This is a genomic window from Hymenobacter sp. DG01, assembly GCF_006352025.1.
Classification (GTDB): domain Bacteria; phylum Bacteroidota; class Bacteroidia; order Cytophagales; family Hymenobacteraceae; genus Hymenobacter.
On the sequence record NZ_CP040936.1, the window covers coordinates 3,679,879 to 3,700,957 of the forward strand.

Consider the following 21,079-nt stretch of genomic DNA (forward strand, 5'->3'; position numbering starts at 1 on the left):
TCATGCAAGACAAAGAAGAAGAACGCTCGCTGGTTAACGTAGAAAGAAAGCTTAACGAAGAAGGCTACACCGCTGATTTCAGCGTGCAGAATGGCCGCCTCTACGCCATGAGCGACGAGAAGAAAACCTACGGCCCCGAGGATGTAACTATTGTGGACTTCTACCGCTTCGAGGGCGAAAGCAACCCCGACGATATGTCTATCCTCTACGCTCTGGAAACCGCCGACGGCGTGCGCGGCACTATTTCCTCGGCCTACGGTACCTATGGCGAATCGGACTCGATTGAGTTCCTGAAGCAGGTAGAAGACCTGGGCAAGAACCTGAGCAAGAAGTTCAAGTAAGCTCATCCGCCCTGCCCGTTCCTTTCCCACCAGAGTGCGCCGCAGCGAAAGTTGCGGCGCACTCTGCCATTTCTGCCCTACCCAACCTCAACGCTATGAAAACCCCGCTGCCTACCCACCCCCTCCGTTCCAGCCGCGACCTGGACCCGCTCATCGAAGCCATCGGCGACGCCCGCGTGGTACTGCTGGGCGAGGCCTCCCACGGCACCTCCGAGTACTATACCTGGCGCGCGGCCCTTTCCAAGCGGCTCATTCAGGAGAAAGGCTTCCACTTCATTGCCGTGGAAGGCGACTGGCCCGACTGCTTTGAGGTAAACGCCGCCATCAAGCAGGATGAGCCCACCTACGGGACTGCAGCTAAGTTGCTGAGTACCTTCAACCGTTGGCCTACCTGGATGTGGGGCAACTGGGAAATTGCGGCCCTGGTGGAATGGCTACACCAGCACAACCGGCAGTTGCCGCGCGAGCAAAGGGTAGGCTTCTACGGGCTGGACGTGTACAGCCTCTGGGAGTCGTTGCAGGAGATTATGCACTACGTGGAAAAGCAGGGCGACGGAGCCGTGCAGGCCGCCCACCGGGCTTTCCAGTGCTTTGAGCCCTACGGCGACGACCCCCAGGAGTACGCCCATGCTGTGGCCTACGTCTCGGAAGATTGCGAGGATGAGGTAACCGAGATGCTGCGGGCCCTGCGCAAGCAGGTAGCCAGCCAGCAAACCGACGGCTTGCCGGACCGGGAGCAGAAATTCAATGCCGAGCAAAACGCCCTGGTAGCCGTGAATGCGGAGCGCTACTACCGGGCCATGATACAGGGCGGCTCGGCCTCCTGGAACGTGCGCGACACCCACATGATGGAAACCCTCACTCGCCTCCTGGACCTGCACGGCCCCGATAGCAAGGCCATCATCTGGGAACACAACACCCACATCGGCGACGCCCGCTACACCGACATGCGCAGCGACGACATGGTGAACGTGGGCCAGCTCGCCCGCGAAGTATATGGCCGCAACAACGTGTTTGCCGTGGGCTTCGGCTCCTATCAGGGCTCCGTTATTGCCGGCCGCAAGTGGGGCGCTACCCCCGAGAAGATGACCGTACCCGAAGCCACCCGCGGCTCCTGGGAAAACCTGCTCCACCAGCAGCTCCAGGGCGAAAACGCCCTGCTGTTTTCCGAGGATCTGCGCGGCCACGATGCCCTGCGCCAGTCCATTGGCCACCGGGCCATTGGGGTGGTGTACCGCTCGGAGTTCGAGCGGTTCGGAAACTACGTGCCCTCCATCATTCCGGACCGCTACGACGCCTTCCTGTTCCTCGACCAAACCCAGGCCCTGCACCCGCTGCCTACCCACCACGACGAGCACACCCCACCGGATTTGTACCCCTGGGGAGAGTAAGGGTGAGAGGGTAGGAGGGTGTGCGTTCAGGAGGGAAAAGCGGGTTGATCCTGCGGCGGCTTCTGCGGCTTCCCGGCTTCATTCCAGAAGAGAGTGCGCTACTACATCACCAGCCCAAAACGGCCGCCTTGGGTATCGAGGATGATGGTGCGCTCGGCGAAGGGCTCGTTGCCGAGCATACCGCCCATACCCGAGAAGCGCATCAGCAGGCTCTCCTTCAGACTGGTGCCTTCAATGTAGGTCACCGTCCGGAAGGGGAGGGCTACCTGACCAAGCTGCATGGCCGTGGTGGTGGGGGCGGTGTAGGCGTGCAGCGTCCGGCCCAGAGAGTTAACGGCGGCATGCTGAACGTCGGCGCCGGGCTGGGTCATGGTCTGCCAAGTGTCCTGGCTGGTGAGCAGGGAAAAGGCGCTGCTGCCGGAGTCGAAGAGCAGCTGGCGGGGCTCGTCCTGCACGGTGGCATTAAGTAGCACCCGGCGGCCGGTGAATTGCAGGGGCACAAAGGCTGCCTGGCGGCTTAGGCTGGCCGGCACGGTAGCCTCCAGGGTAAAGTGCTGCCGGGCGTAGTCAAGCACCAGCACCCGGCCCTCCAGCACATCCGTCCCCAGCGTCCCGATGATGAAGGGCTGGGTGGTATCAGCGGGCAACTCCGTTTTGCCATAGTCGAAGACGCGCATGCGGCGGGCGGTTACCTGGCCGCTGCCTAATCCAAACCGGAAGTTGCGCAGCGTATCAGCCTGAGCGGGCAAGCTCTGGGCCAGCGCCGGGTAGCTACCTCGCAGTGCTGCCAATGCCTTGCCATACATGAGGGAGGTAGGCGCGCCCGTATCAAACTGGAAGTAGCAGGTGCGAGGGCAGCCGGGCAGGCGCACGGGCAGCAGCAGGGCGGCGTGGGGCATGGCGGGCTTGGCCGTAGTATCGGCCAGCCAGGTAAAGCGGCAGGTAGCAGGTAGGCCCGCAACGGCAAGCTGACTGGGGGCTGGCATAAACTTCCGCTTCATGTAGAAGTAGCCGCCGATGCCACTAACAACAAGTAGAATCAGTACTCCGAGCAGAATTTTGAAGAGCGGTTTCATGGGACGCGAGGCGTGGTGGTTAATGGCCTAAAAGTGCGGCAGCCAGCCCCTATGTCCGTGCGCCATTTCTACGTCATTTCACCGACGCAAAATATAAACACCTGGTAATTAAGGATTTGATAAATGGCGCTCTACAGATGGATGGGATACACATTCAGGCTGCCCTGCCGTAACCGCCAGGCATTGTACCCAATTACCAAGACGTTGGTAGCGTAGGTAAACACCAGTACCACGAGGTACAGGCCCGGCATCAGGGAGCGGTGCGCGCCGGCCAGCAGCAGCTGCGCCATCACCACCACCAGAAAGGCGAGCGAGCTTCCTACCTGCCACAACACCTGAAAACCCAATACCCGCCGCCCCACTTCCGCCGCGTGCTGCACCTCCGCGCGATGCTTCCGCCAGAGCCACCACGGCACCAGAATATTCAACAGGGGTAGCACCAGAAAGCTCAGGGCGCTTAGGTTGAGCAGCTGCAGAAAGTCGGGGTCGGGGCGCAGGGTGGGGGTAGGCGCGGCCAAGACAGGTGTAGTAGCAACGTGTTCCGGCAGAGGCTCCGGCTCCGCCCGAAAGGCCTCGAGTGGCACTTCAAGGGCTGCGGCTAGGGCTTGCAGGGTATGGCCCCGGGGCACCGTCTCGCCCTGTTCTACCCGCTGAATCGTGCGCAAGCTCACCCCCGACTGCTCCGCCAATACTTCCTGCGAAAGACCTTTACTTTTCCGGAGTGTAGCAATGCGGGCAGCCGAGAACATAGGGATAGGGTAGAAGCGAGGACCCAAGATAGGCTTCTCGTTTCACCTAAAGAGTATGAACAGTAAGACAAGACCGTCATTCCGGGCTTGTTGAGGAATCTCGCGTGCTGACGTCTGATTACTACCACAACATCACCACGCGAGATTCCTTGACAAGCTCGGAATGACGTTCCTGGCAGGCGCAGGCAATAACCCTGTTTAAACTCCTGCCCTCACACCCTCACACCCTCCTACCCCACTCTTACCCCCACACCTTAGTGCCTTCGGTGCAGTTGCGGCACATGTCTATCTGGTCGCGGCCTTTGAGGAGGGAGGCGCGGAAGCGCTGGTACTTGGTGCCGTGCCAGAGCTGGCGGAAGGTTTGAGTTTTTAGGTCGCCGAGACGGTATTCGGCGTCTTTGTCGAAGCAGCAGGGCACCACCAGTCCATCCCAGGTGATGACGCAGCTGTGCCACATCTTCCAGCAGTGGTTCACCAGCTTGTTCTTAATACTCCAACTGCCATCCACGTTGTTCTCGTAGCGCGAGTAGTAGTCGATGGTAGGGATGAGGGGGGAGCCGTTCTGGTAATCGTAAATCTGGGCCGTTTTGAACCACACGTCATCTACTCCCAGCTCCTTAGCCAGGCGCTTGGCGTCTTCAATCTGGTGCTCGTTGGGGCGCACCACCAGAAACTGAAACACTACCCGCGGCGTCTGCGACTTCAGCTCCCGGCGCCACTTAATCAGGTTGCGCGTACCCTCCAGCACCTTGTCGAGCTTGCCTCCTACCCGGTACTGCTGGTACACAGCCTGGGTGGTGCCATCCAAGGAAATAATCAGCCGGTCGAGCCCGCTCTCCACGGTGCGGCGCGCGTTTTGGTCGTTGAGGTAGTGGGCGTTGGTGCTGGTGGCGGTATAGATGCCCTTATCGGCTGCGTACTTCACCAGGTCCAGGAAGTTGGGGTGGAGGTAGGGCTCCCCCTGAAAGTAGAAAATCAGGTACCACAGCCGCGAAGCCACCTCGTCTATCGTCTTCCGAAACAGCTCATCGGGCAGCATGCCAGTGGGCCGCGTGAAGGAGCGCAGGCCGCTGGGGCACTCCGGGCAGCGCAGGTTGCAACTGGTCGTCGGCTCGAAACTCAGGGCTACCGGCAGGCCCCAGTGCCGGGCCTTGCCCGTGAGCTTGCTCAGCACGTACCCGCCCACTACCTGTGCCCCGTTCCAGAGGCGGCCGGGGGTAGCTTTCGAGAAGAAGTTGAGTCCGTCGGTGAGTAGGGAGGCCATGCGAGGGTAAAGGTAGGCTATGAGCTGTCATTCCGACGCAGGAGAAATCTGGGCCCAACATCTAGGTGCTAACTCAGATTCCTCACTTCGTTCGGAATGACAGGGGTAACAAACAGAAACGCCTTTCGCCGCGCGGCGAAAGGCGTTTTTTGGTAACTGTCTGTATCAGGCTTACTTACCAGAAGGTAGAGTGCTGCTGTAGGTGTTTGCCTTGCCAAACGACTCCTTGATTTCGTCCACGGCGGCGCGGCTGCTCAGGCGCTTGGGCTTGGTGTTGAGGAAGGTCCCATCCTCGGCCAGCAGGAAGTAGCTGGGCACATCCTGCACGGCGTAGGCCCGGGCAATGGCCGAGCGCAGCCCACCGGAAGTCCGGACGTGCACGCCGGGCAGCTTCTTGCTAACCACCAGCTGCTTCCAGGCGCCTTCGTTTTCGTCGAGGGCCACGTTCAGGAACACGATGTTTTTGCCATCAAACTTCTTGATCAGCTCGGCGGCGTAAGGCAGGTCGCGCAGGGCCAGGCCGCTGGTGGTGCGCCAGAAGTTGAGGTACACCAGCTTGCCGGCAAACTGCTTCAGGCTCACAGTGTCGCCCTTGGCCGAAATCAGCTTAAAATCCGGAGCCGGGGCGCCAATGGCGAAGGCTTTGTGAGTGTCGAAATCCTGGCGGAGCAGGGGGAGGTACTGGTTTTTAGGGTCAACTGAGCGAAAGTCTTCCAGCATGGCCGCCGACTGCTTCACGTGCCCGAAGCGGAACGACTCCTTCAGCACCCGACCCATAATGATGGGCTGCACCGGGCCGCTGAGCTGCTTTTTGGCCATGTCGTAGCACACCTGGTAGAAATCGGGGTCGGTGCGCTGTTTGCCGCTGCTGGTAGCCAGGTAGTGGATGTAGTTGAGCAGAAACTCCTGGTACATCTCGCTCTGCACCGCCGCCGGGTTGTTAATCAGAGCTTTGTCGTTGAGGAAGTCGAAGTAGGTCGGCGACATCTTCAGGCGGCTCTCGGTGGCTACCACCTGTTCGCGCAGGTCGGGGAAGGTCAGCCGGTCGTTGGCGTAGCTGTAGGCAATTTCCGCCTTGATGTACTCCTTAAACGCCGGGCTCATGCCCTCCATGCCGCCTTCCATGAACTTCTGCTCCTCCTTGCGGCGGTAGTCCAGGAAGGAAATAAAGCCGGGCTCATAGAGCATGATGTTGTCGGGCAGCACCTGAAAACCATCATTCTCCACAAACTTCTCGTCCATCTCCGACATGAACGTATTGGCTTCCGCGCCCCGGCCTTTGTACCGCACCGAACTGGCCAGGTCCGAGCCCTTGAAGCGCACTTCCAACTGGTTGCCGGGCTCCAGAAACAGGTCGGCAACGTCGTCGCCGTACACCAAGTCGGCGCGGGTAGGGCCATTTACGGTCAGAGCCAGCCGAAACTCGCCTTTATCATCAAGGCGGGCGTAGGTAATCTGTTCTTTGATGTCGAGCGGATTTTCGCGTACCGATACGGCTACCGTATCGGAGGTGCGGCCGCTGACCTTACCGGTCAGAACCACGGTACCTTGGGCCCGGCCCAGCAGTGGGGCAGCCAGTAACCCGGCCCAGAGCAGGGCGGCGGCGAAGGTAGATCTAGAGGCCATCGGAAGAGGCTACGTCGGGGTGGGCAGTTGAAACCGACCAACACTCGGCCAGAACAGAATGTTTAGGTCAGGTAATTCGCGGTAAAAGTCAATTCCTGCACCGAAGATACGTCTAAAAGGTCAAGAAAGTGCAATATGAAAGCCTACTTTTTTAGCAATCCGCAAACGGAACCCAAAGTTTTACACGCAGCAAAAAGCCCGACTACAGCCAAAAGGCTTTGTAGTCGGGCTTCATTCTGAGCAGGTTAGCCGCGCTGCTGTTGAGCTTGGGCCACGCCCTACCCGAACAGGCCCGTCAGTACCTCATCGAGCCGCCCCGCCGGGTGCACCCGAATCCCGTACCGGGCCAGGTCGAGGCCCTTGGCGTTGAACTGCGAAATGTACATTTCGGCGAAGCCCAGCTTTTCCGATTCGCTCAGGCGCTGATCCAGGCGGCTTACCGCCCTGATTTCGCCGCTTAGGCCTACCTCCGCCGCCAGGCAGATTTCGTTCCGGATCGGCACGTCATTCAGGGAGCTAACTACTGCGGCGCACACGGCCAAGTCCAGGGCGGGATCTTCCAGGCGCAGGCCGCCGGCAATGTTCAGAAACACGTCGTGCTGTCCCAGGCGCAGGCCGCTCCGCTTTTCCAGTACAGCCAGCAGCATCTGCAGGCGCTTACTGTCGAAGCCCGTGGAGGAGCGCTGGGGGGTGCCGTATGTGGCCGGCGTTACCAGAGCCTGCACCTCCACCAGCAGGGGGCGGTTGCCTTCCAAAGTGGCCCCAATGGCAATACCGCTGAGCTGCTCGGTGCGCTGGCTCAGCAGAATCTCGGAAGGATTGTTTACCTGCCGCAGCCCGGCACCCTGCATCTCATAAATGCCCAGCTCAGAAGTGGAGCCGAAGCGGTTCTTGATGGTGCGCAGAATGCGGTAGGTCAGGTGCCGGTCGCCCTCAAACTGCAGCACGGTATCTACCATGTGCTCCAGAATTTTGGGGCCGGCAATGGAGCCATCCTTGGTGATGTGGCCAATGAGCAGCACCGGCACACCCGTGTCCTTCGCGTACTTGAGCAGTTCGGTGGTGCACTCGCGCACCTGGCTCACGGAGCCCGGCCCGGCCTCCACAATGGTGCTGTGCAGGGTCTGGATGGAATCGACGACTACTACGTTAGGCTGTAGCTGGTCGATCTGGCGGAAGATGTTCTGGGTATTGGTTTCGGTGAGGATGTAGAGGCCCTGGTGCTGCTGGCCCAGGCGCTCGGCTCGCATCTTGATCTGCTGCTCGCTTTCCTCACCCGAAACGTAGAGGATGCGCAGGTTGCGCAGCTGCATAGCAATTTGAAGCATCAGGGTGCTTTTGCCAATGCCCGGCTCGCCCCCAATGAGCACCAGGGAGCCCGGCACCAGCCCGCCGCCCAGCACGCGGTTCAGCTCCGCGTCGTGAGTATTCAGGCGCGACTCTTCTTCATAAATAATGTCGCCGAGGGGCTTGGGCTTGGCCGCTTTATTGGTAGTTGAGCCCACGGAGGTGGAGGCCTTCCAGGCGTTGGCCGCCGGGTTGTTGTCAGCCTTCTCAATTACCTCTTCCACGTAGGTATTCCACTCGCCACAGCTGGGGCAGCGGCCAATCCATTTAGCCGATTGAGCGCCACAGTTCTGGCAGAAAAACAGGGTTTTTACTTTGGCCATGCCGGATATGTAAGGAGCAGGGTAAAACTAATTAATGCAGCGCGAAGCCAAAAAGTTTGGCAAGAAACGGCTTTTTAGCTGGGTTGGGAAGCTTGCGCTACCTTGGGGTAGGGCCTCAATAGACAGTGGGTAAGAGCTTGATTATCAAAATAACATCGTTCTTTAAATGAATAGAGAACGGCGGTTGCCTGAACAGGAAAGTGAAAGGATAATCTTCTGCTTTGCTATCATACCAGCGCACTGTGCTATCTAGCCGCCCAGAGCTGAGCGGCCCGGGGTTGGCAGTACTACTTGTTGAAGGAAAAACGATGACAACTCCCGCACCTATTACACTCGCCGACCTCGCGCGCATTGCCGCCTTTGCCGAGTTGCCAACTGCCACCCTGCAGTGGCTGGCCGACCACGGAGAGCGGCGCACGTTTGCCCCCAACGAGGTTGTTCTGCAGCCCGGCGACGAAGCCGAGTTTATGGTGGCCCTGCTGCGCGGGAGCCTGCAGTTTTACCTCATGCGCAACGGCAACCGGGAGCCCGCGTTTCGTATTGAGGCCGGCCAGATCAGCGGGGTGCTGCCCTACTCGCGCCTGCGCATTATTCAGGCCCAGGGCGTGGCCGTAGGCGAAACCGAGACGTTTCTGCTCCACCGCAACCTGTTTCCGGAGCTGGAGCAGGTGAGCCCCGAGCTGGTACAGCACCTGGTAGGGCTGATGAGCGACCGGGCCCGGCAAGAGGCCCGCATTCAGGAGCGCGACGACAAGCTGCGGGCCCTGGGCAAGCTTTCGGCCGGCCTGGCGCACGAGCTGAACAACCCGGCCGCCGCCATTATGCGGGCCACCGAAAATCTGGCTACCCTGCTGCAGGCCAAGCCGGCCCTGTTGCTGGAGTTCGTGCGCCACTGCCCCAGCCCCGAGGTCCTGCAAGCGCTGGCCGGGCTGGCAACAGGCCCGGTAGCCGCCGTTCCGCCTACCCAGTCGGCGCTGGCGCGGGCCGACGCAGAAGATGAGCTGGCGGATTGGCTGGAAACTCAGGGCATTCCGGATGGCTACCAGCTGGCGGGCGGCTTGCTGGATGCGGGCCTGACCCTGAGCCAACTAGAGCCCGTAGTAGCCGACTTGCCGGAGCCGGCCCGCCCGGCGGCCCTCAACTGGCTGGAAGGCCAGCTGACTACCCGGCGGCTGGTGCTGGATGTGCAGGAGGCAGGCTCGCGTATTACTACCCTCGTTGCCAACGTAAAGACCTACAGCCACATGGACCGCGGAAGCAACTTCGCGCCCCTGGATGTGCACGATGGTCTGGAGAGTACGCTCAATATCATGAGCTATTGCCTGCGCGAAGAGAAGATCAGCGTGGTGCGGGACTACGCGCCCACCCTGCCGCCCGTGCGCGGCCAGGTCAGCAGCCTCAACCAGGTCTGGACCAACCTCCTCGACAATGCCATTGACGCCCTACCCCCCGGCGGCGAGATAACCGTGCGCACCCGGCAGGAAGGCGACTTTGTGCGCGTGTTCATCATTGATAATGGTCCCGGTATTCCGCCCGAAGTGCTGCCGCGCATCATGGAGCCCTTTTACACCACCAAGCCCGCCGGCGAAGGCACCGGCCTGGGCCTCGATATAGCCCTGCGTATTGTGGAGCAGCACGGCGGCCGGCTGGAAGTGCAATCGGTGCCGGGCCGCACCGAGTTTGGCGTGTGGCTGCCGGTGATAGGGCGCAACTAAGCCAAGACCACAAAAGCCAGTGCTGCCCGATAGCGCATTTCAGTATTTCTTTGGACTGCTACCCCACCCGGCAGCAGTTGTATTGACCAGTCTCCCCTCCTTCCTATGAAAAAGCCTGTATTGCTTTGCGTTGATGATGACCCTCAAGTGCTTAGCGCCATTGACCGGGACCTGCGCCAGGAGTTTCGGCGCGACTACCGGGTGCTGCGGGCCAGCTCGGGCCGCGGCCCTGGCTACCATTCAGGAGCTGAAGGAACGGGAAGAACCCCTGGCCCTGATTCTGGCCGACCAGCGCATGCCCGATCTGGAAGGTGTGGAGGTGCTTACCCAGGCCCGCCAGCTCTACCCCGATGCCAAGCGCGTGCTGCTCACGGCCTACGCCGACACGGAAGCCGCTATTCGGGCCATCAACTTGGCCCACCTCGACCATTACCTCATGAAGCCCTGGGACCCACCCCAGCAGCTGCTGTACCCTACCCTGCATGATCTGCTCAGGGCCTGGGAAATGACGTACAAGCCGCCTTTCCGGGGCGTACGCCTGATCGGGTTTCAATGGTCGCCCCGCTCCCACGACCTCAAAGATTTTCTGGCGGGCTACCTCATCGGCTACCAGTGGCTTGATTTCGAAACCGATTCGGAGGCGCAGGCCCTGCTGGCCCAGAAAGGATTGACGGCCAGCGACCTACCGGTGGTAGTGCTGGAAGACGGCACCGCCCTGCCCAACCCCACGGCCACGGAAGTTGCCACCCGCATTGGCTTGGTGGTGCAAGCTTCTCAGGAGCTGTACGATGTAGTGGTTATTGGCGCCGGCCCGGCCGGGCTGGCCGCTGCGGTGTATGGCGCTTCGGAAGGACTAAAAACGCTGGTGATAGAGCGCCAGGCCCCCGGTGGGCAGGCCGGTACCAGCTCCCGCATCGAAAATTACCTGGGCTTCCCAACGGGGCTCAGCGGCAGCGAGTTGGCCCACCGCGCCTGGACCCAGGCCGTGCGCCTGGGCGCCGAGTTGCTGGCTCCGCAGGAGGTAGTAGATATGTGCGTGCAGGATGGCTATAAAGTGCTGACCCTGAGTGACGGGGCCAAAGTTCAGACGCGGGCCGTGGTGCTCACTACCGGGGTCAGCTACCGCACCCTGGCCGCGCCGGGCATGGACCGCCTGAGCGGAGCGGGCGTGTACTACGGGGCCGCCCGCACCGAGGCCCGCACCTGCCAGGAGCAGGATGTGTACATCGTGGGTGGGGGCAACTCGGCGGGGCAGGCGGCTATGTACCTGGCTACCTATGCCCACCGGGTGTACATCGTGATTCGGGGCGCTAATCTGGCCGCGTCCATGTCGGCTTACCTCATTGAGCAGATTGGCCAGACGCCCAACATCGAGTTATTGCCTTTCACGGAGGTGGCCGAGGTGTGCGGCGACGACCACCTGGAAGAGGTAATACTTAGCCGCCAGGGGCAGCTGGAGCGGCGGCCGGCCCGAGCCCTTTTTGTGTTTATTGGAGCCAAGCCCAGCACCGAGTGGGTTTGCAACACCATCGTGTGCGACGCGAAAGGCTTCGTGCTGACGGGCCGCGACCTGGTGACGGACCCGCGCTACGCCACTTCCTGGAAACACCCGCGCCGGGAGCCCTACCTGCTCGAAACCTGCGTACCCGGCGTGTTTGCCGCCGGCGATAGTCGGGCGGGAGCCATGGCCCGGGTTGCCTCGGCGGTAGGCGAGGGCAGCATGGCCATCAAGTTCGTGCACCAGTATCTGGATGAGTAGGGAAGGGTTGTTGTCGAGGAATTTCGCTGGAAACTGAGGCTTTCTAGGGCGCCGGACATTGGGCTGATTTTTGGCTGTCAAAGGCCGGTAAGGACGCTTTGCCCAGGAAACGCTTCAGATGAAAGCCTCCTTCGTGTGTCTGGGAATGGCCTTTCAAGCTCAACAAACCGTAGGCTTCGCTGGTATATAGTCACTGGGCTATCCCGTTGGGTAGCTCCTCTGATTGTTGTTTTTGTGCCGAGGCCTATGCGCTCATTTTTCCGAACCTTCCCCTCCCGTGCGCTCCTGCCCGCCGCGGCCGCCCTGCTATTTGGCGGCTGCGAGATGCTGGAGTTTAGCCCCAACGACCACCGCGCGCCCGCCCGCCAGCAGGACCTGACGGCCAAAAACCTGGCCCGCCTTAACCAGAACCCGCTACCGGCCGGCGACACCCTGCGCTTTGTGTTTACCGGTGATTCTCAGCGCTTCTATGATGAGGCCGAGGACCTGGTGAAAAGCGTAAACCAGCAGGCCGGTGTGCAGTTTCTGATTATTGCCGGCGACATTTCCGACTTCGGCTTCGGCCGCGAGATGCGCTGGGTAGATGACCACCTGCGCAAGCTGAAAATCCCTTACGTCACCGTCATCGGCAACCACGACTCGGTGGGCAACGGGCGCAAAGCCTACGAGGCCATTTTCGGGCCCCTGAACTACTCGTTTGCCTACGGCGACACGAAGTTTATCATGACCGACACCAACGGGCGGGAGTATGACTTCGATGGCAAGATTCCGAACATGCCCTGGGTCAATCAGGAACTGAAGGATACCTCCACGCGCCGCCACGTCATCATTTCGCACGTACCGCCTCAGGATGAGGATTTTGACCCCGCCGTGCGCGACGCGTACGTAACGGCTCTGCGCAACGACCCGCGCCTGGCCTTCGAGATGAACGGCCACCGTCATGATTTCAGTATCGGGGAACCTTTCAACGATGGCGTTACCTACATCAACTCCTACGGCTTCGAGAAGCGCCAATACGTGATTGTGACCGTGTGGGGCGACAAGCAGTTCCGGCTGAAAAAAGTACAGTTCTAATGGTACAGCGACTACTCCTGGCCGCCCTGGCGGCTGCTCCGCTGGCCGCCCTGGCGGGCCCCAACGGCCCTGCAACCCTCTTGCCCGACACCACCGGTGCTACCCCCCCGGCTGCCCTGAACCCGACTCAGGCTGCTCCGGCCGAGCCCCTGCCCTGGTACCGGCCACGCCACCTGGTAGCCCAAACGGGCGGGGGCCTGGGCATGGTGGCCGCAGGCGCCGGCTACTCGCTCAAGGACCGCCTTGATCTGGACATTCTGATCGGCTACGTGCCGCGCAAGTACGCGGGCTCCCGCCTATCTATTTACTCAGCCAAGCTGCTGTACTCGCCCTGGACGCTACCCCTGGGCAAGACCCAGAAGTGGGCGCTTAAGCCCCTGATGGTGGGCGGCTACTTCAGCTACACCCACGGCACCCTCAACGATGAGGAGCCCAACCAGTACTACCGCGGCTACTACTGGTTCTCGACTGATACGCGGGTGGGGCCTCTGCTGGGCAGCCGCCTGAGCTACGCCCTGCCTCCCATGGCCAAAGGCCGCTCCCGTAACCTGTCGGCGTACTATGAGCTGGGCTCCAACGACTTGTACCTGATTAGCTACGTGCAAAACCTGAAGGGCCTGTCGCCGATTGATATCCTGACCCTGAGCCTGGGCCTGAAGCTGGACATCTAGTCTGGGCCGCATCAGCCTTGGCAGGCCTACCCTATAGCAACGACAAACCCTTGAGCTCCGCTTTGGAAGCCAGGGGTTTGTCGTTGTTATAGGGGTAGGGAGCTACGAGCAGACAGACTCATGCCCATACCGACGCAATTGGAGCCTACCGCCGGGCCAGGTACGTTTCGCGGGCTTCACGTAGCAAATGCAGCAGCTCGGTGCGCTGCCGGAGCAGCTGCTCCATGCGGGGCCGCTGCTGCCGGAACAAGCGCAGGGCCCGCAGGCGCCGCAGTCGGCCAGCCAGGTTGCCCCAATAGCTCAGGGCGTAAAACCCCGACAGGGGCAGGCTTAGCAGATACAGCAGGGCCCACCCCCGGCTCTGGGTAAGGTGGTACACCAGAGCGGTTTGCCCCACATAGGCCAGCGTGAACGTGAGCATGCCCGTCACGAGCATGATGGGGGCCACAAATTCCGCATCCTGGGTGGCCCGCTTGGCCACCATCGACGGGATGATGTAGGGCAGGTAGTTGTTCAGGGCTCCGTAGAGGTAGAACGGTGCCCCGGCCAGCAGCCGCAGGCTTGCCCCAAAGGCCCGGACCGCCCGGCTGCCGCCGCCGGGGCGCGCCTCCAGGGCTTCATCGGTCAGGCGCAGCTGGTGTAGCTGCTGGTGGTAGGCCCGCAGCTTCTCCTGGGCCTCGCCGAGGCGGTCGGCATCGTGCTCCTCAAAAAAGCGCACGGCCTTAAGTAGGGTACGGCTGAGCTGGAAGTTGTCGTAAAGCGTTTCCTCATCGTCCTGGATCAGGTGCTGGCCGAAGGTGCGCTCCACCTGCGTTACCAGCTCGTCTTCCTCATCGGTGCGCGTAATAACCAGGCGCGACTCCAGGCGGCGGCGAATTTCCTCGGTCAGCACGTCGGCGGCGGCCTCGGGGTTCTGGCGGTACTGCTCCGCGTAATCGGCTACCCGGATGGGCGGGGCCAAATCCATGAACACATCGGAGCGGAAGCGCTGCGGATCGAAGTAATTGATGCCCAGGGGCAGGATGTGCAGGCCCAGCTGAAAGTTGTGGCGGGCCTCAGCCCCCAGCGCAATGCGGGCCGCCCCGGTTTTCAGGGGCCGCAGCCGTCGCTCCGACACGCTGGTGCCCTCGGGAAAAATCATGATGGTACCACTGCGGTCAAAGTAGTCGTAGCAGCGCCCGAAAATCTTCTCGTTGAGGGCTTCCAGCTGAGCCGGCGTCAGGGTTTCGGCCCCGGTTTCCACATCCTGGCGGCGGTAAATTGGAATGGAGTTGCCCGATTCCATGATGGCCCGCAAGATGGGGTTCTTGAAAAACGTGCTCTTGGCCAGAAAGGCAATGGGCTGCCGCCGGTTCACGGCCGCCACCAGCGGGTCCATGAGGGTGTTGGGGTGGTTGCTGGCAATAAGCAGGGGCCCCGGCATGCGCAGCCGCTCCGGGTGGCGCACCTCCAGGCGACGAAAAAATACGCGCAGGGCCACCTGCACGAGGGGCTTCATCACTGTGTAAAAGAGCATGGCCGCAAGAAAGCTGTTTTTGGTGGGGTGGGAATTATACTCAACCATAGCCCCGGAGTTGCCGGGCACCTGCCGGCAACCTGCGCATTTTTCCGCCGGGCCCTTCCCCACAAGTTACCGGCTTCAGACTTTTCGGACCGGCAGAACCGGGGCCGCGAAACCGGCCCTGCGGACTGTGGCTGGGCTGCCTGGGTGCAGCAGGCCCGGCCGGCGGGACTTTTTGCTGGCCCGGGTGAAAGCGAAACCAGGCCGCCGGGGCCGACAAACCTTACCGCCGTGCCGTAGAAGCCGGGCCGGGCAGGTCCGCGCAAATTCCCGCATCTTTGAAGCCCATGTTTGTTTTGCCCGTTATGCGCCTGCCCCTGCTTCTGCTGCTCCTGTTACTTGTGCCGGCGGTAGGATGGGCCCAAACAGCGCCGGCCACCGCCGATGCCGCCCAGGCTACGGCCCTGCGCCGGGCAAACCAGTTGGTGCTGGAGCGCAAGTACGAATCGGCGTGGAAGCTGCTGCGGCTGCTGGACCAGATGAACCTAGACCCGGCCGTGGCCCTGCAGAAAACCAGTCTGGCCCTCAACTACTACACTGCCACCGACGACCTGAAGCGCTTCGCCTTCCGCGACCTGAAGCTGCTGGACCTCTCCCCTGACAGCCTGCGCCAGCTGGGCGTCGATACCCCGTACTACTCTTTTCCGGCCCGGCGGGTACTGGAAAAGCTCAAGAACAAGTACCCCGATAACTACAAGCTTAACCGCGCCCTCGGCGACTATTATTTCACGGTGCAGCAGTGCGACTGCGCCGAGGAGGACTTGGGCGAGGACGAGGTGTTCCGGCGTACCATTCAGTATTACCAGCAGGCCCACGACCACGGCCAGGGCGACTACCTGTCGTATTTTGCCCTGGGCTACTCTTATCAGCGGCTGGGGCAGTTTCAGGAAAGCCTGGCGCCGTTCGTGCGCTCTATTCAGCTGCGCCCGAACTACGCCACGGCGCACCTGAATCTGGCCTTCGTGTATCTGGAGCTTAAGGACTTTGAAAAAGCCCAGACCCATGCCCGCCGCGCCGTAGAGCTGTTTCCCGATGACGCGCATAAGCAGGACGCCGCCTTCCTGCTCAGCCAGATTGAGGAGCGCATGAAGGCCACTGCTGCGAAACCGGAGTAGCCAGAGCGCACCAGCCTCACGCACGGCCACAACAACTTGCTACCCTACCCCCGCCTGTCAACCTGAGCGGGAGCAAAGGATGAACAGGCGGAGGACACGTAATTAGTTTGTCTGGTAACCTCTCACTGGGCTTGGACTACTACAGCGTAGTACCAGCCTTGAATGAGCCATCGTCCACGGATTTCAGGAAGCGGGTGAGGCCCCGGAAGTAGGTTTGCTGGTCGTCCCACATGCTCATGTGGCTGCCCTGGGGGCAAAGCAGGTAGTTGCCCTGCTTCACGCGGCGGCTCATTTCCTCCATGTCCTTGGGGTTCATGGTGTCAAACTGGCCACCAATCATGAGGGTGGGCACGGTAATCTGGCCCAGGTCGTTCCACCGGTCCCAGGTGAGCAGGCGGCCGGCGGTTTTGAACTCGTTGGGGCCCTGCATCAGCTCATACACATGCTGGTTGACGTGCTTAAAGGAGCGCGCCGCTGGTTCGGGCACTTCGGGCAGGCGCAGCAAGTGTTTGGAATAGTAGTTCTTGACTACCAGCGCCTCATAGGTGGGGTTGTGGTAGTCCTTCTTGGCCTCAAACTTCTCCAGCGAGTCCAGCAAGGTAGGGCGCAGCTGAGCCCGTAGGGTTTTGTTGTAGGCATCGTAGCGCGGAATGCTGGCTACCATATTCGAAATGACGAGGCCCGCCAGATGATCCTGGTGCTTAAGGGCGTACTCCAGGGCCAAGATGCCGCCCCAGGAGTGGCCCAGCACGTAAAACTTGTCAATGCCCAGGGCCTGGCGCACCTGTTCTACCTCATCCACAAACCGCTCGGTGCGCCACAGGTCGTCGTCCTTGGGCTGGTCGGAGTAATGGGAGCCGAGCTGGTCGTACTCGTAGAACTCGATGCCTTCCTGCGGAAAGAAGCTCTCGAAGCACTCAAAATACTCGTGGGTCATGGCCGGGCCGCCGTGTAGCAGCAGCACCTTGATCTTGCCCGTCCCGAACCGTTTGGTCCAGACGTTGAAGGCCCCCTTGGGCGTTTTGATGGGAATCATCTTCACGCCCCCATTGCGGACGCCCGATTCAAAGGGTTTCAGGTAAGCCGAGGGGGTAGCATTCGGGGCGGTGCTGCCAGGGGCCGAAGCCGCATCGGGCTTCTGCTGACAGCTGGTTATAAGCAGAGTAGCGGCCAGCAGTAGGCTGGCGGCGCGGGCGAGGGTAGGGATGGGCATAGGGCGGGTTTAGTTGATTTCTTAATGATAGCAAGAACGAAGTAAACCTGCTGCCGTCATAGCGAGTACGGCGAAGCTATCCGCCCTGACCAACGTGCTACCCCCACTAACGCGGCAAACCCTTGACGGCTGGTAGCGCCAAGGGTTTGCCAGGATGAAGTGCTATAAGGTGTGGAAAGCAGCAAAACCAAAACGTCATGTCGAGCTTGCCGAGACATCTCGCATGCTGACGTAGGAATTACTACCCCAACGATTCGAGCGAGATGTCTCGGCAAGCTCGACATGACGTTCTGGCTTTACCTTATCACCCACTACTCCAGATTCTCGCGGTTCATCACGCGGTTCTGGCGGTTGATGGACTCCAGGTGCACGGCGTCGAAGTATTTGAGGATGAAGTCGCGGGTGAGGCCCAGCCGGTTACCCTGCTGAATGCCGCGCTCCAGAATCTCGTTCCAGCGGCTGGTTTGCAGAATGGTGATGCCGTTATCCTTCTTGTACTGTCCGATGCTCTCGGCTACCTGCATGCGGCGGCCCAATAGGTGCAGAATCTCATCATCGAGCTGGTTGATTTGGGTACGCAGCTGATTGAGCTTGTTGAGAAACTCCTGCTGGTCGGTGGTTTCGTGGCGCCAGATCAGGCCGTCGAGCAGCTCCGCGAGGCGCTGGGGCGTTACCTGCTGCTTGGCGTCGCTCCAGGCATTGTCGGGGTCAATGTGCGACTCCAGCATCAGCCCGTCGAAGTCCAGGTCGATGCTTTTCTGGGCCACGCTGGCCAGGCCAGTGCGGTTGCCGCAGATGTGGCTCGGGTCGCAGATGATGGGGAGGTCGGGCAGGCGGCGCTTCATCTCAATCGGCAGGTGCCACATGGGGGCGTTGCGGTACTCGGTGTTGCCGTAGCTGGCGAAGCCCCGGTGAATCAGCCCGATTTTCTGGTTGCCTACCTTGGCCAGGCGCTCCACGGCGCCCATCCACAGCTCCAGGTCGGGGTGCACGGGGTTCTTGATGAACACCGGAATATCTACGCCCCGCAGCGCATCGGCCAGGGCCTGCACCGAGAAGGGGTTTACCGTGGTGCGGGCCCCAATCCAGAGCACGTCCACATCGAAGGCCAAGGCGTCTTCTACGTGCTTGGGTGTAGCTACTTCCACGGTGGTGGGCAGGCCCGTCAGCTGCTTGGCGCGCTGCAGCCAGGGGAGGCCCTTGGTGCCAATGCCCTCGAACAGACCGGGTTTGGTGCGGGGCTTCCAGATGCCGGCCCGGAGCATATCTACCTTGCCGGTGGCGGCTAGCTGAGTGCAGGTGGCAATAAGCTGTTCCTCGGTTTCGGCCGAGCACGGCCCGGAAATGATAAGCGGCTTTTTGGCAAGGAATTTCGGGTGCTCAGCCGCGTCGGCAGGAGAGGTGAGTAGCTGTTCCATGAGTATGTTGAGGTTTTGTGTCTGCGATGGGGTAGCGCGGACTTTAGTCCGCTGCCAGCTTTTTAGCTGAATCGGAGCGGCAGATTAGCGCTAGAAGCTAGAAAGTTAGCTCCCCTCCTTTCTAAAGAAGGGAGTGTAGCTTAGCTCTAGTCCGCAACTTGAGTTACCTAAATCGGAGCGGCGGACTAAAGTCCGCGCTACACGGGTTCCTACTTCAAAATCTTCCTGATCAAATTCGCCTGTTCGATTTGCTGATAAACAGCCGAGTAGTCTTCCTGATGGATCAGCTCACGCAGATGCTGCAGCTGGTGAATGTGCTCGTCGAGCACGTCCAGCACGTTCACGCGGTTCTGGCGGAAGATGGGCACCCACATATCCGGCGAGCTTTTGGCCAGGCGCACCGTCGATTCAAAGCCGCCGCTGGCCAAAGCAAAGATTTGCTGTTCTTCCTTTTCCTTCTCTAACACCGTGAGGGCTAGCGCGAAAGAGGTAATGTGGGAAATATGCGAGATGTAGGCCGTGTGCAGGTCGTGGGCCGTGGCATCCATGTACACCAGCTGCATGGCCAGGCGGCCGAATACGGCCTCCACCCGGGCCACGGCGTCCTCGGCGCTGCGGGCCGCGTCGCAGATAACCAGGGTTTTGCCCTTAAACAAGCCCGGCACCGCCGCCGAAGGGCCGGAGTACTCAGTGCCGGCCATGGGGTGCACGGCCACAAACCGGGTGCGGTGGGGGTGGGCTTCCACGGCGGCCAGCAGGGTAGCCTTGGTCGAGCCCACATCGATGACCACCTGGCGGTCGGTGGCCGCGTCCAGTACTTGGGGTAGCACACCCAGCATGGCGTCCATGGGCACGGCCACCACTACCAGGTCGGCGCGCTGCACGGCTTCGGCTAAGTCGTTTGCTACCTCATCTACCAGCCCTAAAGCTATGGCTTGCCGCTGGTTTTCAGGGCTGTGGTCCACTCCAATGATGTGGTGGGCTAGGCCGGTTTCCTTGAGGCTAAGGGCCAGCGAGCCGCCAATCAGGCCTATTCCGATGATAGTAACTACCATGTGGTGAGATAGTGAAATGGTGAGTTTGGATGATCTGCCGTCAGCACGACTCTGCGCCTTCTGCGAAACCCTCTGCGCCCTCTGCGGGCTAAAAAATCAGGATACAGCCCGTACCCGCTCCAATGCCGCCTGCAGCACCTCCGTGGTCTGGCACAAACTCACCCGGATAAACCCGTTGCCGTTGCTGCCAAAGATGCCGCCCGGCGTAATGAACACATTGGCGTTATAGAGCAGCTCGTCGCTGAGGGCGTAGCCATCGGCATACCCGGCCGGAATGGTGGCCCACACAAACAAGCCTACCTGGTTCCGGCTGTACGAGCACCCGATGACGTCGAGCAGCTCAAACACCAGTTCCCGGCGGGCGGCGTAGTGGGCGTTCAGCTCCTGGTACCAGGTAGCATCCAGGTTGAGGGCTTCCACGGCGGCCAGCTGCACCGGCAGAAACATCCCGGAGTCGAGGTTGCTCTTGAAGCGCAGCACCTCCTGCAGCAGATCGGCCCGGCCTGCCAGCATGCCCACGCGCCACCCGGCCATGTTGTGCGACTTACTCAGAGAGTTCAGCTCCAGCACCACCTCCCGCGCGCCCGGCACGGCCAGCAGGCTCTGGGGCTGCTCCGTGTTCAGGATAAAGCTGTACGGGTTGTCGTGAACCAGCAGGATGTTATGCTCTGTGGCGAAGGTCACCAGCTTCGCGAAGAACGCGGTATCGGCGGCGGTACCAGTGGGCATGTGGGGGTAGTTTACCCACATCAGCTTCACCCGGCTCAGGTCGCGGCGGGCCAAAGTTTCCAGGTCGGGCAGCCAGTGGTTGCCGGCGGTTAGGTCGTACTCCACGGGGGTAGCGCCGCTCAGGTGGGCGGCAGCCCGATAGGCGGGGTAGCCTGGGTTGGGAATCAGCACCTCGTCGCCGGCCTCCAGAAATGTCATGCTCACATGAATAATGCCCTCCTTGGAACCCAGCAGGGGTAGGATTTCCGCTTCCGGGTCTAGCGTTACGCCGTACTGCCGCTGGTACCAGCCGGCCATGGCCTGGCGCAGGGCGGGCACCCCCTTGTAGCTCTGGTAGGCGTGCGTATTGGGCTGCTCGGCCGCTTGCGTGAGAGCCGCTACTACCCTGGGGTGAGGCGGCAGATCAGGAGAGCCAATGCCCAGGTTGATGATCTGCTTGCCGGCTTTGTTGAGGCCGTCAATTTCCCGCAGCTTCTGCGAGAAGTAGTACTCCTGAGTATGCTGAAGGCGGCTGGCTACGGAAACGTGCATAGGGCTTTTTATGAGTTCTTTTCTGTCGTCCTGAATGAAGCGAAGGACCTTAACCGCTTCGTTGGGGGTAGGGAAAATGAGCTTCTTTAGAGGTCCTTCGCTCTGCTCAGGATGACGGAGA

Annotated in this window: 16 protein-coding genes and 1 pseudogene; 7 read left to right on the top strand and 10 right to left on the bottom strand. The window is 61.0% G+C overall.

All coding sequences use genetic code 11. The features are described from left to right. Positions 1-2 precede the first annotated feature (2 nt). Positions 3-341: a hypothetical protein gene (locus FGZ14_RS15575; protein ID WP_139925130.1), complete on the top strand. Its 339-nt coding sequence runs from the start codon at positions 3-5 to the stop codon at positions 339-341. Between the two features lie 95 nt (positions 342-436). Continuing rightward, the gene (locus tag FGZ14_RS15580; RefSeq protein WP_139925131.1) at positions 437-1,732 is read left to right on the top strand and encodes an erythromycin esterase family protein; all 1,296 of its coding nucleotides are present in this window, start codon (positions 437-439) and stop codon (positions 1,730-1,732) included. Between the two features lie 101 nt (positions 1,733-1,833). Here FGZ14_RS15580 and FGZ14_RS15585 read toward each other — a convergent pair whose 3' ends face one another. The 5 genes from FGZ14_RS15585 to radA all read right to left on the bottom strand — a co-directional run bounded on the left by FGZ14_RS15585 (position 1,834) and on the right by radA (position 8,117). Next, a complete protein-coding gene (locus FGZ14_RS15585) occupies positions 1,834-2,808 on the bottom strand; it encodes a hypothetical protein (protein WP_139925132.1) in 975 nt (324 codons plus the stop codon). Between the two features lie 131 nt (positions 2,809-2,939). Further along, entirely contained in the window at positions 2,940-3,557 is a 618-nt protein-coding gene (locus tag FGZ14_RS15590) for a helix-turn-helix domain-containing protein (RefSeq protein WP_139925133.1), read from the bottom strand. Positions 3,558-3,798: 241 nt separating this feature from the next. Further along, positions 3,799-4,821, bottom strand: coding sequence for an SPASM domain-containing protein (locus tag FGZ14_RS15595; RefSeq protein ID WP_139925134.1), 1,023 nt, complete (start codon positions 4,819-4,821; stop codon positions 3,799-3,801). A 171-nt stretch (positions 4,822-4,992) separates the two neighbouring features. Continuing rightward, positions 4,993-6,447, bottom strand: a complete 1,455-nt coding sequence (locus FGZ14_RS15600; protein WP_139925135.1) for a redoxin family protein — start codon at positions 6,445-6,447, stop codon at positions 4,993-4,995. Positions 6,448-6,725: 278 nt separating this feature from the next. Then, on the bottom strand, positions 6,726-8,117 hold the full coding sequence (gene radA, locus FGZ14_RS15605) for a DNA repair protein RadA (protein WP_139925136.1): 1,392 nt from the start codon (positions 8,115-8,117) through the stop codon (positions 6,726-6,728). A 308-nt stretch (positions 8,118-8,425) separates the two neighbouring features. On the opposite strand from radA, the gene FGZ14_RS15610 reads away from it, so the two are divergent. The 4 genes from FGZ14_RS15610 to FGZ14_RS15625 all read left to right on the top strand — a co-directional run bounded on the left by FGZ14_RS15610 (position 8,426) and on the right by FGZ14_RS15625 (position 13,336). Then, a complete protein-coding gene (locus FGZ14_RS15610) occupies positions 8,426-9,832 on the top strand; it encodes a sensor histidine kinase (protein WP_139925137.1) in 1,407 nt (468 codons plus the stop codon). 133 nt (positions 9,833-9,965) lie between these two features. Continuing rightward, positions 9,966-11,591, top strand: a complete 1,626-nt coding sequence (locus FGZ14_RS22260) for an FAD-dependent oxidoreductase (protein WP_308217155.1) — start codon at positions 9,966-9,968, stop codon at positions 11,589-11,591. Between the two features lie 246 nt (positions 11,592-11,837). After that, entirely contained in the window at positions 11,838-12,665 is an 828-nt protein-coding gene (locus FGZ14_RS15620; RefSeq protein WP_139925138.1) for a metallophosphoesterase, read from the top strand. Continuing rightward, entirely contained in the window at positions 12,665-13,336 is a 672-nt protein-coding gene (locus tag FGZ14_RS15625; protein WP_139925139.1) for a hypothetical protein, read from the top strand. The genes FGZ14_RS15620 and FGZ14_RS15625 overlap by 1 nt, the downstream gene beginning before the upstream one ends. A 145-nt stretch (positions 13,337-13,481) precedes the next feature. On the opposite strand, the gene FGZ14_RS15630 is transcribed toward FGZ14_RS15625, so the two are convergent. Then, positions 13,482-14,852 carry a lysophospholipid acyltransferase family protein gene (locus FGZ14_RS15630; RefSeq protein WP_180754374.1) on the bottom strand — a complete coding sequence of 457 codons (1,371 nt, stop codon included), beginning with the start codon at positions 14,850-14,852 and terminating at the stop codon, positions 13,482-13,484. 350 nt (positions 14,853-15,202) lie between these two features. On the opposite strand from FGZ14_RS15630, the gene FGZ14_RS15635 reads away from it, so the two are divergent. Then, a complete protein-coding gene (locus tag FGZ14_RS15635) occupies positions 15,203-16,012 on the top strand; it encodes a tetratricopeptide repeat protein (protein WP_139925141.1) in 810 nt (269 codons plus the stop codon). A gap of 139 nt (positions 16,013-16,151) precedes the next feature. On the opposite strand, the gene FGZ14_RS15640 is transcribed toward FGZ14_RS15635, so the two are convergent. From FGZ14_RS15640 to FGZ14_RS15655, 4 genes and pseudogenes are all read right to left on the bottom strand, one after another. Next, a complete protein-coding gene (locus FGZ14_RS15640; RefSeq protein WP_139925142.1) occupies positions 16,152-17,225 on the bottom strand; it encodes a proline iminopeptidase-family hydrolase in 1,074 nt (357 codons plus the stop codon). A 311-nt stretch (positions 17,226-17,536) separates the two neighbouring features. Beyond that, positions 17,537-18,643, bottom strand: a complete 1,107-nt coding sequence (locus FGZ14_RS15645; RefSeq protein WP_139925143.1) for a chorismate mutase — start codon at positions 18,641-18,643, stop codon at positions 17,537-17,539. Between the two features lie 209 nt (positions 18,644-18,852). Then, positions 18,853-19,737, bottom strand: a pseudogene (locus FGZ14_RS15650) (prephenate dehydrogenase); the annotation flags it as partial. Positions 19,738-19,794: 57 nt separating this feature from the next. Beyond that, positions 19,795-20,958 carry a pyridoxal phosphate-dependent aminotransferase gene (locus FGZ14_RS15655; protein WP_139925145.1) on the bottom strand — a complete coding sequence of 388 codons (1,164 nt, stop codon included), beginning with the start codon at positions 20,956-20,958 and terminating at the stop codon, positions 19,795-19,797. Positions 20,959-21,079 lie beyond the last annotated feature (121 nt).